This window comes from Paenibacillus vulneris, assembly GCF_039543185.1.
Classification (GTDB): domain Bacteria; phylum Bacillota; class Bacilli; order Paenibacillales; family NBRC-103111; genus Paenibacillus_S; species Paenibacillus_S vulneris.
In genome coordinates this window covers 219,856-235,167 of record NZ_BAABJG010000022.1, presented here as the reverse complement: position 1 = coordinate 235,167, position 15,312 = coordinate 219,856, and the positions used below count along the sequence as shown (strand labels likewise).

Annotated in this window: 16 protein-coding genes; all 16 read left to right on the top strand. The window is 49.9% G+C overall.

Annotated features, from left to right (window positions below):
- Positions 1–143 precede the first annotated feature (143 nt).
- The 16 genes from efeO to cdd all read left to right on the top strand — a co-directional run bounded on the left by efeO (position 144) and on the right by cdd (position 15,309).
- Positions 144–1,016, top strand: a complete 873-nt coding sequence (gene efeO / locus ABEA66_RS20940) for an iron uptake system protein EfeO (protein ID WP_345590440.1) — start codon at positions 144–146, stop codon at positions 1,014–1,016.
- A 4-nt stretch (positions 1,017–1,020) separates the two neighbouring features.
- Positions 1,021–2,322: an iron uptake transporter deferrochelatase/peroxidase subunit gene (gene efeB, locus ABEA66_RS20935; protein WP_345590438.1), complete on the top strand. Its 1,302-nt coding sequence runs from the start codon at positions 1,021–1,023 to the stop codon at positions 2,320–2,322.
- Positions 2,323–2,359: 37 nt separating this feature from the next.
- Entirely contained in the window at positions 2,360–4,159 is a 1,800-nt protein-coding gene (locus tag ABEA66_RS20930) for an FTR1 family iron permease (protein WP_345590436.1), read from the top strand.
- Between the two features lie 158 nt (positions 4,160–4,317).
- Positions 4,318–4,662: a histidine triad nucleotide-binding protein gene (locus ABEA66_RS20925; RefSeq protein ID WP_079910550.1), complete on the top strand. Its 345-nt coding sequence runs from the start codon at positions 4,318–4,320 to the stop codon at positions 4,660–4,662.
- Between the two features lie 106 nt (positions 4,663–4,768).
- A complete protein-coding gene (gene rpsU, locus ABEA66_RS20920; protein WP_010491812.1) occupies positions 4,769–4,942 on the top strand; it encodes a 30S ribosomal protein S21 in 174 nt (57 codons plus the stop codon).
- Positions 4,943–4,954: 12 nt separating this feature from the next.
- Positions 4,955–5,398, top strand: coding sequence for a GatB/YqeY domain-containing protein (locus ABEA66_RS20915; RefSeq protein ID WP_079910549.1), 444 nt, complete (start codon positions 4,955–4,957; stop codon positions 5,396–5,398).
- A gap of 156 nt (positions 5,399–5,554) precedes the next feature.
- Positions 5,555–6,949, top strand: a complete 1,395-nt coding sequence (locus ABEA66_RS20910) for an NfeD family protein (protein WP_345590433.1) — start codon at positions 5,555–5,557, stop codon at positions 6,947–6,949.
- 105 nt (positions 6,950–7,054) lie between these two features.
- A complete protein-coding gene (gene floA, locus ABEA66_RS20905) occupies positions 7,055–8,044 on the top strand; it encodes a flotillin-like protein FloA (RefSeq protein ID WP_079910547.1) in 990 nt (329 codons plus the stop codon).
- A 36-nt stretch (positions 8,045–8,080) separates the two neighbouring features.
- Positions 8,081–8,590: a hypothetical protein gene (locus ABEA66_RS20900; RefSeq protein WP_079910546.1), complete on the top strand. Its 510-nt coding sequence runs from the start codon at positions 8,081–8,083 to the stop codon at positions 8,588–8,590.
- Positions 8,591–8,836: 246 nt separating this feature from the next.
- Positions 8,837–9,115 carry a sporulation protein YqfC gene (gene yqfC / locus ABEA66_RS20895; protein ID WP_192702726.1) on the top strand — a complete coding sequence of 93 codons (279 nt, stop codon included), beginning with the start codon at positions 8,837–8,839 and terminating at the stop codon, positions 9,113–9,115.
- Between the two features lie 14 nt (positions 9,116–9,129).
- Positions 9,130–10,311, top strand: a complete 1,182-nt coding sequence (gene yqfD, locus ABEA66_RS20890; protein WP_345590428.1) for a sporulation protein YqfD — start codon at positions 9,130–9,132, stop codon at positions 10,309–10,311.
- A 31-nt stretch (positions 10,312–10,342) separates the two neighbouring features.
- A complete protein-coding gene (locus ABEA66_RS20885) occupies positions 10,343–11,305 on the top strand; it encodes a PhoH family protein (protein ID WP_377739581.1) in 963 nt (320 codons plus the stop codon).
- 53 nt (positions 11,306–11,358) lie between these two features.
- The gene (locus ABEA66_RS20880) at positions 11,359–13,611 is read left to right on the top strand and encodes an HD family phosphohydrolase (protein WP_345590425.1); all 2,253 of its coding nucleotides are present in this window, start codon (positions 11,359–11,361) and stop codon (positions 13,609–13,611) included.
- A 4-nt stretch (positions 13,612–13,615) separates the two neighbouring features.
- Positions 13,616–14,170 (top strand): rRNA maturation RNase YbeY, encoded by a 555-nt coding sequence (gene ybeY / locus ABEA66_RS20875; protein ID WP_345590423.1) that lies wholly within the window; start codon positions 13,616–13,618, stop codon positions 14,168–14,170.
- On the top strand, positions 14,167–14,868 hold the full coding sequence (locus ABEA66_RS20870) for a diacylglycerol kinase (protein WP_079910540.1): 702 nt from the start codon (positions 14,167–14,169) through the stop codon (positions 14,866–14,868). Before ybeY ends, ABEA66_RS20870 begins: the two co-directional genes overlap by 4 nt.
- A gap of 30 nt (positions 14,869–14,898) precedes the next feature.
- Positions 14,899–15,309: a cytidine deaminase gene (gene cdd, locus ABEA66_RS20865; RefSeq protein ID WP_345590420.1), complete on the top strand. Its 411-nt coding sequence runs from the start codon at positions 14,899–14,901 to the stop codon at positions 15,307–15,309.
- Positions 15,310–15,312: the final 3 nt, after the last annotated feature.

The window sequence follows — 15,312 nt, the reverse complement described above, 5'->3', positions numbered from 1 at the left end:
ACTTTTAGTTTGCGCTGTGGAAGGGAGACTTTATGTACATCAAAAAACAATTGAAAAACAGGATGAACTGTGATAATTTATTTGAGAATGATTATCAATATCTATTGTTTTTCATAAACGATATAAGGAGATGTCCTATTATAATGATGACCCGTAATGTTGTTTCAGCAATTCTCCTCTCCTCTACCTTAGTATTTACCGGATGCGGAGCTAATAAAGCGAGCGTGCAGCCTTCCCCGGCGCCAGCAGCTAACAATACGTCTTACCAAGCAGCTCCTGCTTCAGACAGTGCAGCCTTGAAGTCTGAAGTGGAACAGTACCGCAAATTTGTGATCGAGCAGTGCGATTTATTCGTCAAGCAAACCGGCGATTTTGTCGCTGCGGTGAAAGCCGGAGATTTGGCGAAAAGCCAGGCGCTGTATGCACCTGCACGGATGTACTATGAGAGAATCGAGCCGATTGCCGAGGCGTTAGGTGATCTTGACCCGGATATTGATGCCCGCGAGGATGACGTAGACCCGAAGGAATGGAAAGGATTCCACAAGCTTGAAAAAGCACTGTGGCAGGACAAGACGACCAAAGGTCAAGAGGAAGCCGCCGACGAGCTGCTCAAAAACAGCAAGCTGTTAAGAGCAAAGGTAGAAACGGTGGAAATCGACGCCAATATGCTGGTTACCGGGGCAGTAGAGCTGCTTAATGAGGTATCGGCAACCAAAGTAACCGGAGAGGAAGAACGTTATTCCCATACGGACTTGTATGACTTTGCAGCGAATGTGGAAAGCGCTAGTAAAATATTTGAAATCTTGAAGCCGGAGCTTCAGAAAAAAGATGCGGCCTTAGCTAAAACCATCGATGACCGGTTTAAAGAGCTAACATCTCTGCTTGTCCCGTACAAAAAGGATAACGGTTATATATTGTATACCGAGCTTAAGCCCGACGAAGTGAAGAAGCTGAGCCAATCTATTGATGCCTTGGCTGAGCCGCTTTCCAATATGGGCAAATTGTTGGGAGCGTAGCCCGATGGAAGACATGACGAAGCAGGATCAGGAACATTTACCCGACAGTAAGTCAACGGTAAGCCGGAGGGATATTCTTAAAATGGCGGGAGCGGGAGGAATCGGACTGCTGCTCGGTTCCGTCGGCGTTGGTGTCGGAGGCTTGCTAACCGGAACCGGGAAGGCTTCCAAATCAGCTTCCGCAGCTACGGACAGAAGTCAGTCCACCATCCCTTTTTATGATCAATACCAAGCGGGGATCTTAACTCCTGCACAAAATTTCCTTTGCTTTGCCGCCTTCGATTTAACAACCAAACAGGCCTCCGAAGTAACGAAGCTGTTTCGGGCTTGGACCGAGGCTTCGGCAAATATGGCAGAGGGACGAATGGTCGGCTCTCATAATGACCAGCCGAGTCTTCCTCCCGAAGATACGGGGGAAGCGGTTGGGCTGAATGCCAATCAGCTGACGATTACTTTTGGCGTGGGGCCTTCGATGTTCGACGAAAGATTCGGATTGGCATCAAAACGTCCGGAAGCGTTCGTGGATTTCCCGAAATTTGCGGGCGAACGATTACGCGAAGAGTGGTGCGGCGGTGACATTGGCGTTCAAGTCTGTGCGGATGACATGCAGGTGGCATTTCACGCTATTCGCAATTTAGCCCGTATAGCTCGCGGGACGGCTGTGCTGAGATGGACGCAGGAAGGGTTTCAGCGGTCGGCGACGGCGACCAACATCCAAGAAACCCCAAGAAATCTCCTAGGCTTTAAAGACGGGACGGGAAATCCGGACGTACGGGATAGCAAGCTGATGAATGATCTGGTCTGGGTGCAACCGTCCGATGGACCATCTTGGATGCAAAATGGCACTTATATGGCGGTGCGGCGTATTCGTATGCGTATCGAGGTTTGGGATCGTTCTACCCTTAGCGATCAAGAAGCTACGTTCGGACGTTATCGGAGCAGCGGGGCTCCTCTGGGCCAGAGCAACGAATTTGATCCCCTGCGGCTGGATGCTAAAAACGCGGACGGAAAGCCCGTAATTCCCGCAAATGCTCACGTACGGCTAGCTCATGGCGAAAATAAAGAAAAAATATTACGGCGTTCCTATTCTTACTCCAGCGGCATCGACAAACAGACAGGTCAATTGGACGCAGGGCTCTTTTTTATTTGCTTCAATCGTGATCCGCGGAAACAATTTATTCCGATTCAGCAGCGTTTGGCCAAGAATGATGCACTCAATGAGTATATTTTTCATATGGGAAGCGCTTCGTTCGCCTGTTTTCCGGGCGTCCGTCAAGGAGGGTATATTGGAGAAGGTTTATTATGAACAGTAATGGAATACCGCTTGAGAGGACGGAGAACTAATGAGGCAAAGACAAGTCAATAGGAAGAAATGGGTCGGTTGGTTAATGATCGCCGTCCTTCTTCTCATTCCGTTTGCCGGGAAAGGATGGGCAGCTGAGTCGGACGCGGCTCTTGAGAAGCTGATGCCTCTTGTAGGCGGAGCGCTGGTGGAATCCGGAGATCGGCAATGGGGGGAAGCAGCCAAGGAATTGGACCTTTTTGAAGAACAGTGGAAGCAGCTTCAGGCTCCCAAGTCAGCTCTATACGATAATGTAGCTTCTGCACTGACAGAAGCGAAGCAAGCTCTAAAGGATGCGGCGAACAAGCCGGATGCTGTATACCCTGCAGTATCCAAGCTGGCTAAAGCGACGGGGGGCTATGTAGCCGATCTGGAAAAGACGGCGGATAAAGGCGATGGCAAGAAAGCGGCGAAGACCTTACTGCCCATCCTTCAGCAATGCTTGACTGAAATCGGCCATAATGACTGGGCTAAAGCGCAAAGCAGCTTCAAGCAATTCACCAGCCTATGGGCCAAAGCGGAAAATGCGATCCGTGCGGACAATGACCAAATATACGGTCAGATCGAAACAAAAACAACGATGGCCAGAGTTGCCGTGCAAGCAGATCCTCCAAGATCTGATGCTGCAGCGGCAGGCATTCAAGATTTAATTCAAACTGTCAACGACTACGTCAACGGTTCCTTATCCGTATCTTCGCCGGCATCGGGCAAACAGAGCGTCGCGGACGGATTGGTGATCCTGAATAAGGCTGCAGCTGGCATCAGCTCGGGTAATGCGACGGAAGCGGCCGCACAAATGCAGAGCTTCATTACTTTATGGCCGTCTGTTGAAGGCGCCGTTCGAACCAAAGCACCTGAACTGTATACTAAGGTAGAGAATGAAATGACGGAGGCTTTGAGCAGGCTGCTGTCCAATCCGCCGCAGATAGCAGAAGCCGGCTCCATCATTCAAACGATGCAGCAGGAGCTTTCGCCATTTGCCGGGCAAACCAGTTATTCAGCCTGGGATGCCGGACTCGTTTTGCTTCGTGAAGGCGTCGAAGCTTTATTAGTGCTTGCGGCCCTGGCAGCTTTTCTTCATAAAACGGGCAATGCCGCCAAGCAAAAATGGATTTGGTGCGGAGCGGCGGCAGGGTTACTGCTAAGCGGCGGCTTGGCAATTCTGCTAAACTACATGATCGCTAATGTCGCTGCCGGCAGCACACGCGAAATGCTGGAGGGCATTACCGGACTCGTTTCTGTCCTGTTAATGCTGACGGTCGGCGTCTGGCTGCATAAAAAGTCGCAGGTCCATGCGTGGAACCGTTACATTGAGAAGCAAGTCGGTGTTGCGCTGGCGACCGGCAATCTGTGGTCTTTATTCGTTGTATCCTGCCTATCGATACTTCGCGAGGGTGCCGAAACGACCATCTTTTACATCGGCATGGCTCCGGCCATCCAACCTGGACAGCTGCTTGCGGGCATTGCAGGGGCCATTCTGCTGTTAGCTATTCTTGGCTATATCATAGTAAAGGGCAGCATAAAGCTTCCGGTCCGTGCATTCTTCCTCGCAGCTACCGTTTTGATTTATTATCTAGTTATCAAATTTCTCGGGGAAAGCATTCACTCTCTTCAAGTGGCGGGGAAACTCTCCTCGCATGTGCCAGGTTTTATTCCATCCTGGGGCTGGCTTGGGGTATATCCGACATGGGAGACAGCAGCACCGCAGTTATTGGTTCTTGCCTTTATCCTGTATCAGGCCGTCCGTCTCGGCCGCAAGAGGGGAGAGGACCCCAATCCGCTGGGTTCGAATCCGGCATAACGAGTCTTACAGCCGCTTTAAAGAGCTGCTGTCCAAAATCTTCAAGAAACTTTGCAAATTCTTTGTATGCAGAGTTTCTTTTTTGCTGAAAATTAGGTATAGTATTATAGGTAAAAATGAAACGGTCATAGTTTAAGTAGCTGGGAGGACAACCCGTCATGGAATGTATTTTTTGTAAAATTGTAGAGGGAACGATTCCTTCCAAAAAGGTGTATGAAAACGAGCATGTCGTGGCATTTCACGATATTCAGCCTGCTGCTCCGGTACATATCTTGATTATACCCAAGAAACACATCGCAACCATGAACGATGTTGAACCCGGCGACTGGGGTTTGATCGGAGAAATTCATCGTGCCGCCCAAGAAATTGCCAAGCAGGAAGGTGTGGCGGATAGCGGTTATCGTCTCATTAATAACTGCGGCAAGGACGGAGGACAAGTTGTTTTTCATATTCATTATCACCTGCTTGCAGGTGAAAAATTAGGCCCGCTCAACGCTAAGTAAAGAATCTTATTCCTTAGGTTGACACCTAGTTTATGTATACCATATAATGAAATTTGATGAACGCTTTTTTCGTCTTGGACGGTCTGTTCGGAGGGAGGGAAAACTGGTGTCAGAAACTCGAGTTCGCAAAAATGAAACTATAGATGCTGCACTTCGCCGCTTTAAGCGCTCCATCGCAAAAGATGGCGTACTAGCGGAGGTTAAAAAACGCAAGCATTATGAGAAGCCAAGTGTGAAACGCAAGAAGAAATCAGAGGCTGCTCGTAAGAGAAAGTTCTAGGAGGCTTAATCGATGAGCTTAAGCGATAGATTAAACGAAGATATGAAGCTTGCGATGAAGAGCCAGGACAAGTTCAAACTAACCGTAATCCGTATGGTTCGTGCAGCTATCAAGAATATTGAGATAGATCAGCGTAAAACCTTAGATGACCAGGAAGTACTTGATGTTCTGAGTCGCGAGATCAAACAGCGCAAAGATTCCCTCCAAGAATTTGAAAAGGCCGGTCGTGATGATTTGGCCGAAACCGTTAAGGCAGAGATAGAAATTCTGATGGAGTACTTACCGCAACAGTTATCTGAGGAAGAAGTAAAAGCCATTGTACAGCAGACCATCCAAGAAGTGGGTGCTTCTTCTAAAGCGGATATGGGAAAAGTCATGGGTGCTTTAATGCCTAAGGTGAAAGGACGGGCTGATGGCAAGATTGTCAATCAAGCCGTTCAACAACTATTATCATAGTATGACGAGAGACACTCCTGTTACAGGGGTGTCTTTTTCTTTTTGGGAATTGCAGCTGGAAAAAGTGAGGAAAATTTTGCAAGTTTGAATCGAATCGGCTATGCTTTACGTAAGGAATGTATGTGATTTGGAAAATGGTTGAAGGAGGTCATTCAGATGTTGAACGCTAAGCCTGGATCATGGCTGGCAAGATCCTGTTTGCTGCTGCTCTTGGCGTTTCTCTTGCTGCTGCCATTGGGAACTGCATTCGCCGTTGACAGCAATCCGGCTTCTGGTTCGTCATCGGTTGCAAAGTCTGCCCCGGTCGCAGTCATTCCGGTACATCAGACGATTGAGACCGGTCTGCAAAAGTTTCTTGAGCGGGCTATGAAAGAAGCTGAAGACTCGCGGGCCATGTTCATTATTCTCGATATTGATACGCTGGGAGGCAGGGTAGATTCCGCTGAGGATATTGGGGAGATGATTCGCAACAGCAAGGTGCCGACAATAGCCTATGTTCATGGAAGGGCTGTATCTGCTGGCAGCTACATTGCCTTAAATGCAAGCAAAATCGTCATGGAGCCAGGCAGCACGATGGGTGCGGCGGCTGTTGTGGATGCTTCCGGAGCGGAGGTCGGCAATGTAAAAGTGATCGCCCATTGGGCAAGCCAGATGCGTTCCGCAGCGGAACTAAGAGGGCGTGATCCGCAGATTGCCGAAGCGATGGTGGATAAAAATGCCGGAGTTGAAATGAAAGCGATCAACCGGACGGTACCCAAGGGGCAGCTCGTTTCGTTGACCGCTGACGAAGCGCTGAAGGTAGGGTATGCGGAAAGCATAGGCAATAATTTGGATGAGGTTATCCGGTTTATCGGAGCTGCCGACCATCCGGTTCTGCATTTGGAGCCTACTGCAGCGGAATCGTTCTCGCGCTTTTTAACGCAGCCTAGCATATCCATTTTGCTGCTGTTTATCGGAATTGCAGGCGTAGCCATCGAGCTGTTCGTTCCCGGGTTTGGATTGCCAGGAATTATAGGGCTTCTTGGATTTGGTCTTTATTTCTTCGGACATTATATTGTCGGATTTGCGGGGGTGGAGGATATCGCTCTCTTCATCATCGGGGTGGTGCTCCTGATCATTGAGATCTTCGTATCCAGCTTCGGGATTTTGGGGATACTCGGCATCGCCTGTCTATTCAGCGGCGTCGTCATGGCTGCCTACAATACCAAGCAGGCTGCGCTTCATTTATCCGTAGCCTTTGTTCTTGCCGTTATTGTCGTAGCGATTGTCGTCCGAATCTTTAAGCATAGGGGAGTATGGAATCGTTTTATCCTGCGGGAGGAACTGACCAAGGAGAAAGGCTATACACCGACGGTAGAACGTACGGATCTGCTGGGCAAAACCGGCACTTCTATCACGCCCCTTCGTCCGTCGGGTACGATTTATGTCGGAGATGAACGCGTCGATGTCGTGACTTCCGGGGAGTTCATCCCGCTGAATAAGCAGGTCGTCATCGTTCAAGTAGAAGGATCCCGGGTAGTGGTTCGGGAGGTTAATGAAGTCCTGCACTAACGAAGTGCCCTGTGTCAAAGCCAGTTGCTGGCGCAAAAAAACTCTAAGCAACTGCTTACGAAGCCAGTTTTTTGCTGGCGCAAAAAACTCTGAGGAGGTTCAAACATGAACTCTATCGTTTTCGTATTGTTAATAGCAGCGATAATTATTATAGCGCTGTCCGTGTTTTTAAGCTTTTTTCCGATCATGCTATGGATTTCCGCGTTAGCATCCGGCGTGCGCATCGGGATTATTACCCTTGTGGCTATGCGCCTTCGCCGCGTAATACCAAGCCGTATCGTAAATCCAATGATCAAGGCGACCAAGGCGGGAATTGACGTCACGATCAATCAGCTGGAAAGCCACTTCCTTGCTGGAGGTAACGTAGACCGGGTTGTCAATGCATTAATTGCGGCCCATCGTGCCAATATTCACCTCGAGTTCGAACGCGCGGCAGCTATCGATTTGGCCGGCCGTGACGTGCTTCAAGCGGTTCAAATGAGCGTTAACCCTCGAGTCATCGAAACGCCTACGGTGTCTGCCGTAGCCAAGGACGGGATTGAAGTCAAAGTTATTGCAAGAGTTACCGTGCGCGCGAACATCGATCGCCTGGTCGGGGGCGCCGGGGAGGAAACGATCATCGCCCGTGTCGGCGAAGGAATTGTAACGACCGTAGGTTCGTCGAATTCCCATAAAGACGTGCTTGAGAATCCGGATCTGATTTCGAGAACGGTACTGGGCAAGGGACTTGATGCCGGTACGGCTTTTGAAATATTGTCCATTGATATTGCCGATGTGGACGTCGGTAAAAATATCGGTGCCCATCTGCAAACCGAACAGGCGGAGGCAGACAAGCGAATCGCCCAGGCGAAAGCGGAGGAGCGCCGTGCAATGGCTGTTGCTCACGAGCAGGAGATGAAGGCTAAGGTCGTTGAAATGAAAGCCAAGGTGGTTGAATCCGAATCGCAAGTGCCGCTGGCGATGGCGGAGGCGCTTCGCAGCGGACAGATGGGCGTAATGGATTATATGAATTTGAAGAATATCGACGCCGATACGCAAATGCGCTCCTCCTTGGGAAAAATGAATGACGGCGGCAAGCAAGATGACCGGGAATAACGCCTCCGGTATGAACCGCCAAAGGAGCGTGCTTACATGAAGCTCATCCAGCTCATTCTCAACAACTGGTTTTTAGTGGTCATTGCTTTTATTGTTTTGAGCAATATCGGCAAGATGTTCAAGTCCAAAACGCAGAATGATCCCGACAAACCGGCCGCTCCGAAGCAAGGAATGCCTCCGTTTGCCGGAGGAGGGGCCGCTGGCACCGGATGGGGGAGAACGAGAAAGCAAACGGTCACACAAAATAAAGACGTTAAACCGCGTTCTGAACCATCTGGGAGACCTGTGAATCCACAGCTCCAGGAACAGCCGAAACCGGCTCCTGCGGCCTCTGAAGGCCCGGAAACGACGGATTACTGGAATAACTCTCCTCTGGAACATAGCAGGAAGACAGCGTCCGGATCCGCCAACCGGTCCTCCCGGCAGCCTTTTACATCCGAAAAGCCTATAACACCGGGCCAGCCGTCAGCAGAACAGTTGGCTCAAGGGATCATCTGGGCTGAAATTCTTGGCCCTCCCAGAGCCAAGAAGCCGTTCCGTAAGTAATAAAATAAGCTCCGAAGCACCGTTTTCCAACCCGAAGTTGGAGCGGTGCTTTTTTTGTATGGGAGCTACTATGCTCCGAAAGGATATGCCGCCGATCCTAGGAAAGCGAAAGGATATCTCCTTAAAAGTTCCGCCTCTCTTCATAATCTGCTGATTTCCAGCATATGGTGTAAATAGCCTGTGCTTATATAAGGGCGGTAAATAGAGCCGCAATGCAAAAGGATCACAACTCTGAGGGGGAATCGTATGCGCAGTCTGACTCGTAAATTCAACCAAATCACCGCCAAGCTGCTGGACCTTCCCCAGGACGTTGTTCTGGATCTTCCCCGAATGACTCTTATTGGCAACATGCAGCTCTATATAGAAAATCACCGGGGCGTCTTGCATTTTTCCAACGAGCTGATGCGATTGGCGCTGAACAAAGGAAGCCTGGAGGTTCGCGGTAAGCAGCTGGTGATCCGGGCTATTTTAACCGAGGAAGTCTTTATTGAAGGGGTTATAGAAGACGTCAAATTTATCCCGTAAAGAGGTGTCTGACAGTGAAATCATCTTTTCTCTTATCGCTGCGCGGTTATGTGCTGATTGAAATCAGGGGCGGACAGCTTGAAAGGCTGATCAATGCTTTGTCTGAAAAGAAGATGTCGGTTTGGGACATCCGGATAGTGGACGAGACACATGCCGAAATGTTTATCGTTGTGAAGGATTATTTCCGACTTCGTCCGCTCTTGAAGGAGACAGGCTGCCGGGTGCATGTCCGCACGAGGCATGGCCTTCCTTTTTTGTTGGACAAACTAGAGAAAAGAAAAATATTTGCTATTGGCATCATCGGTTTCGTCATCGGGTTGTACATGCTGTCCTCTGTCATCTGGCAGGTCCGGGTGGAAGGCAATGAGCTGATCAGTACGCAGCAGGTGCTTGAAGCAGCCAAGGAGCAAGGCATTTACAAGCTGCAATGGAAATACAGACTGAAAAACCCCGATGTCATGTCAAGAGCGATGCAAAGCAAGCTGCCAGGAACCGCATGGGTCGGAGTGGAGGTCCATGGCACCCATATTATTATCAAAGTGGTCGAGGCCACGGTGCCCGATAAGCAGCCGCTGCTTAATCCTAGACATTTGGTCGCATCCAAAAGCGGGATGGTGACTTACATATTGGCGGAAAAAGGAAGGCCGCTTGTCAAGGCGAATACGTATGTGAAAAAAGGGGACATCCTCATATCCGGTATTCTGGGGGACGAGGTCAACCGCCAGACTGTGGTGGCATCCGGAGAGGTCAGGGGATTGGTATGGTATTCGCCCAAGGTGGAGGTTCCTTTGGTTCAGCAGTATAAAGTATATACCGGAGAGGTGAAGGAGCGTTCCTATCTGGTCTTCGGCAATCGCGCGCTGCAGCTGACGGGATACGGAAAGACGGGGTTCGAGCAATTTGAAACGATTCCGGAGAGAAAAACGCTGCAAATCGGAACGTACAATTTGCCGATCGGCTGGCTGAATGAGAAGGTCATGCAGGTCCATGTGATGGAGAAATCATTGGATCCGCAGGTTGCCAGGGCACTGGGGATTGAAGAGGCAAAGAAGGAAATTTTGGCGTCGGCTGGACCAGATGCCAAGGTCGTCAATGAAAAAATTTTGCATGAAAAGACGGAGAATGGTAAAGTTTATATGGAAGTACATTTGGAAGTAGAAGAATCTATCACTCAAGAGCAACCTATTATTCCATAACGTGTTCGCTTGAAGGAGAAGAGGCCTGTTGATCGACAATGCACGTATTGTGAAAGTATCACTGAAAAACACGGCGGAGGGATTGGCTTTGTTTGGTCCGCAGGACAAGTTTCTGCATCTGATCGAGCAGCAAACCGATGCCAGAATTCAATCGCGCGAGGAAGAAATCGTTATCCAGGGGCCGGCAGCCGAAACGGAATCGCTGCAGCAGCTGTTTGAAGTGCTGCTTGAGCTAGTTCGCAATAATTACATCTTAAGCGAACGGGATATTCATTATGCGCTGGAGCTGTCCAAGCAGATGAAAGCGGACCAGCTGCTGGATCTGTTCAAGGGAGAAATAGCTACAACGCACAAAGGAAAGCCGATCCGTGTCAAAACGATTGGGCAGAAGCAGTATGTATCGACCATTAAGCAAAAGGATATTGTCTTCGGAATCGGACCTGCGGGTACAGGAAAAACCTATATTGCCGTCGTGCTGGCCGTTTCGGCGTTGAAGGAAGGCAAGGTCAAACGAATCGTTCTAACGCGTCCTGCGGTAGAAGCCGGCGAAAGCCTTGGTTTTTTGCCGGGGGATCTGCAAGAAAAGGTTGACCCTTACTTACGTCCATTGTATGATGCTCTTAATGACGTGCTGGGCCCTGAGCAGGTGATTAAGTCGCTCGAAAGAGGGCTTATTGAAATCGCTCCGCTCGCCTATATGCGCGGCAGAACGCTGGATGATTCCTTTATTATTTTGGACGAAGCGCAGAATACGACTCCCGAGCAGATGAAGATGTTTTTGACCCGTCTCGGGTTTGGCTCGAAGATGGTCATTACAGGGGATGTAACCCAGATCGACCTGCCAAGAGGGAAGTCGTCCGGTTTGGTGGAAGCGCACCGCATTTTAAGACAGATCGAGGAAATCGGATTTATCGAGTTTGCCGAAGCGGATGTCGTCAGACACTCATTGGTTCAGAGGATTATTGTTGCTTACCAAGAGGATAAAGAAAAATAGCTCGTTTCATGAAAACTATAGTGGGAGAGCTGTGAAAGGGATGACCTTTCGAGATGAAGAACCAGGTTTCAATCCAGGGCAAGTTCCATTACAAGCTTGCCGGCTGGAAATACAGCGCCCTTGTGCGCTTTCTTCTGTTTTTAGTGCTAACGGTCATGTTTTATATGGCTTTAATGGGGAAATTGATCCCGCAAACGTACGACATTCAAGTAGGATCTACGGCGGAAAAGGATATTCTGGCCCCCCGGGCCATTGAGAATGCTATTGCAACCGAGCAGGCTAAGGAGGATGCGGCGCAAAAGGTACAGCCCGTGTACCGCATCGTCGGACTGAAGAACGAAATTCTGATGGAAGCGATATTCGAGAAGCTGCAGCAGATTAATGCCGATACCGAAGTTACGCTCGGAGATAAAGTCAATATTTTCAAAACGGTGATCCCGAATCTTATCGACGATCACGTGGAAAAACAGATCAAGACCTATACGGACAGCGGCCAGTATAACGAGATGCTGCTTCAGGAAATGCGCAAAATAATACGCGAGCAGCAGTATCGCATTCCCGAAGAGACGTATTACAAGATGCCTCGCGTGTCCAAGGAAGATCTTACGGCCATGGAGCCGGTGGCCAAAGATATTGCAACCAGGCTGATGAACGATCAGATTATGGACGCGCAGACCGCAAGAGCGAAAGTCGCCGAGCTGGTGAACACGTCAACCCTGACCAAAAGCACATCGAGGGAGATGGTGCTGGAGCTCGTCCGGGCTTCCATTACCCCTAACAAGTTTTTTGATCAAAAGGGAACCGATGAAGCTAAAGGCCATGCGCGTGATAATGTGAAACCGGTGTTCATTAATAAAAACGAGGTCCTTGTCAAAAAGGGCGCCGTGATTACCGAGGAAATCTATCAGCGGCTGAGCAGCCTGGAAATGCTGAAGGACGAGTCCAGCTACTGGCCCAAAATAGGACTGCTGCTGCTGGTCGTGCTGTTCGGTCTCGTAATCTTTATGTTCGTCAAACAGAGTACGTTGGCCGTGAGTCATAATAATGTCCAGCTGCTGATGCTTGTTCTTATTTTTCTTATTAATATTTTGGGAATGAAGCTGTTTTCCCTTGTTCAAAATTTGGATTATCCGTACATCGGGTTTCTTGCTCCTACGGCTATGGGAGCTATGCTGATAACGATTTTGCTGGATGTGAACCTGGCATTTGTTGCAACCGTTGTATTCAGCGTTATGGCGAGTGTGATCTTTAACACGGACCATCTCCAGCCGTTTGATTTCCGGTACGGGCTGCTGACACTCGCTACCTCGTTCGCGGCGATCTTCTCGATCCAGCGGGCAAGCCAAAGGGCATCCGTCCTGAAAGCGGGCATGATCGTCTCGCTGCTCGGAATAGCACTTATTGGCTCCCTTCTGTTGATCGACGATCATGAGACAAAGAAGGGCATGCTGTTCGCCCTTTCGTTCGTCGTAGGCGGCGGCTTGCTCACAGCCGTTTTCGTCATCGGGCTGCTGCCGTTCTTCGAGGCTGCATTCGGCATCTTGTCACCACTTAAGCTGGTGGAGCTGTCGAACCCGAATCATCCGCTGCTGCGCAAGCTGCTGACGGAGACGCCGGGGACCTACCATCACAGCATTATGGTCGGCAATCTGGCCGAAGCGGCTGCCGTATCCATCGGAGCGGACGGACTCTTGTGCAGAGTCGGCGCTTACTATCATGATATCGGCAAGACCAAGCGCCCGAATTACTTTATCGAGAACCAGAACCATATGGAAAATCCGCATGACAAGATGGACCCCGCATTAAGTAAATCCATCATCGTCGCCCACGCCAGGGACGGGGTGGAGATGTTGAAGGAGTACAACATTCCCAAGCCGATTCGGGACGTTGCCGAACAGCATCATGGAACAACGCTGCTGCAATATTTCTATCACAAGGCCAAGAAGCTCGCAGAGGCGAGTAACGATCCGAAGCCGGTGGAAGAAGAGGATTTCCGGTATCCCGGACCGAAAGCTCAATCCAAGGAAGCCGCTATCGTAGGGATTGCGGATTCACTGGAGGCGGCGGTGCGGTCGCTCCGCAACCCGACCCTGGAGCAAATTGACAGCATGGTCCGCAAAATCATTAAAAACCGTCTCGACGACGGTCAATTTAACGAATGCGACTTGACGATAAAAGAGCTGGATCAAGTAGCCAAAACTTTGAACGAAACGCTGCTTGGCATCTTTCATTCGAGAATTGAATACCCGAGCGATCTTCCGGGGACGAATCAGAATGAAGAGGCTAAGCAGGTGAAAAGGAGCTAGACGTATGAGTCTGCGATTGGAATGGAACAACGAGCAAGAGGAATTCGCTATCTCGGATGAGCTGATTGCGAAGCTTCGCGAGCTATTGGTGCTTGCAGGCCAATCCGAGAATGTGACGGACGGAGAGGTAGCTTTAACCTTCGTCGATGATGCAGAAATTCAGCGTTTGAATAAAGAGTACCGCAATCTTGACAAGCCGACGGATGTGCTTTCCTTCGCCATGCAGGAAATGGGCGACGATGAGATCGAGATCATATTCGATGAAGAGGATTTCTCGGAGAGCGATCTGGAGGACGTCAAACGGCTCGATGAAGAGACCGATTCGGCAGAAGCCGAAGAAGAGGAATTCGAGGAACCGCTTGGCGACATCATCATTTCCGTGCCCAGAGCCATCGCACAAAGCGAGGAATATGGTCATTCCGTAGAACGGGAGCTTGGATTTTTATTCGTCCATGGCTTCCTTCATCTCATCGGTTATGACCATCAAAGCGAGGAAGAAGAGAAAGTGATGTTTGGAAAGCAGGAGCACATTTTGCAGCAGGCGGGTCTTGTCCGGTGAGACCGAAGGTGAAGTGGCATAGAAGCTTTCGGTTCGCGTATGAAGGAGTGAAATATGCCTTATCTACGCAGCGCAATATGAAGTTTCACTTTTTTGCCGCTTTCGTCGTGCTGCTGATGGCCTTGTTCTTCCATCTGCATAAGCTGGAAATTTTGTTTCTGCTGTTGGCCGTGACGCTGATGATCGTTACGGAGCTTATTAATACGGCAATAGAAAAAACGGTCGATCTTGCCATGCCGGACCGTCATCCGCTGGCCAAAATAGCCAAGGATGTGGCCGCAGCCTCCGTACTGGTGTCTGCGGCTTTTGCCGCTATTGTAGGCATGGTCGTTTTTTACGAGCCGATCGACCGGTTGTTCCGCGAAGCCAAGAACGTAGAGGGGCATGCATTATCGGCTGGCTCCATATGGATCCTGTTATGTCTGGTTATGCTGACGGTTATTGTTGTGGAAACAAGATTTTCACGCAGAGGGAGCTGGGTCCAGCCTAGTCTGTTGTCGGCGGTTGCTTTCGCCATTGCCACCTTTATTACCTGTTATACCAACGTTACTTTTATAGCGCTTCTGGCGTATTTACTGGCTATTGTGGTTATGATGGTATTATACGATAAGCGCGGCAGAGGCTTTGCTTCGCTGCTGCTGGGAGCTGTTATCGGAGGGTTTGTGTCTGCTCTTGCTTACTATTTGATGAATATATAACATTCCATTTCTCGGACGGGGATGATACCTATGGATCGACAAGCTTTGGTAGCCTTGGCGAAGCAGGCCATGGAGAAAGCCTATGTGCCCTATTCGCATTTCAAAGTCGGCAGCGCACTGCTGGATCAGCAGGGACGGGTGCATCTTGGCTGCAATGTGGAGAATGCGGCCTACGGCCCGACGAACTGTGCGGAAAGAACTGCATTGTTCCGCGCCATAGCCGATGGAGAGGCGCCGCGTTCCTTCCAGGCCATAGCGGTTATAGGAGATACGCCTGGACCTATTACTCCTTGCGGCGTATGCCGTCAAGTTCTAATCGAGCTTTGCCCTCCCGATATGCCAGTCTATATGGCTAACCTGCGTGGAGAGATTCAAGAAACGACCGTTGCCCAGCTGCTGCCCGGGGCATTTACAATGAATGATCTTAATGGAGGAACTTAATCG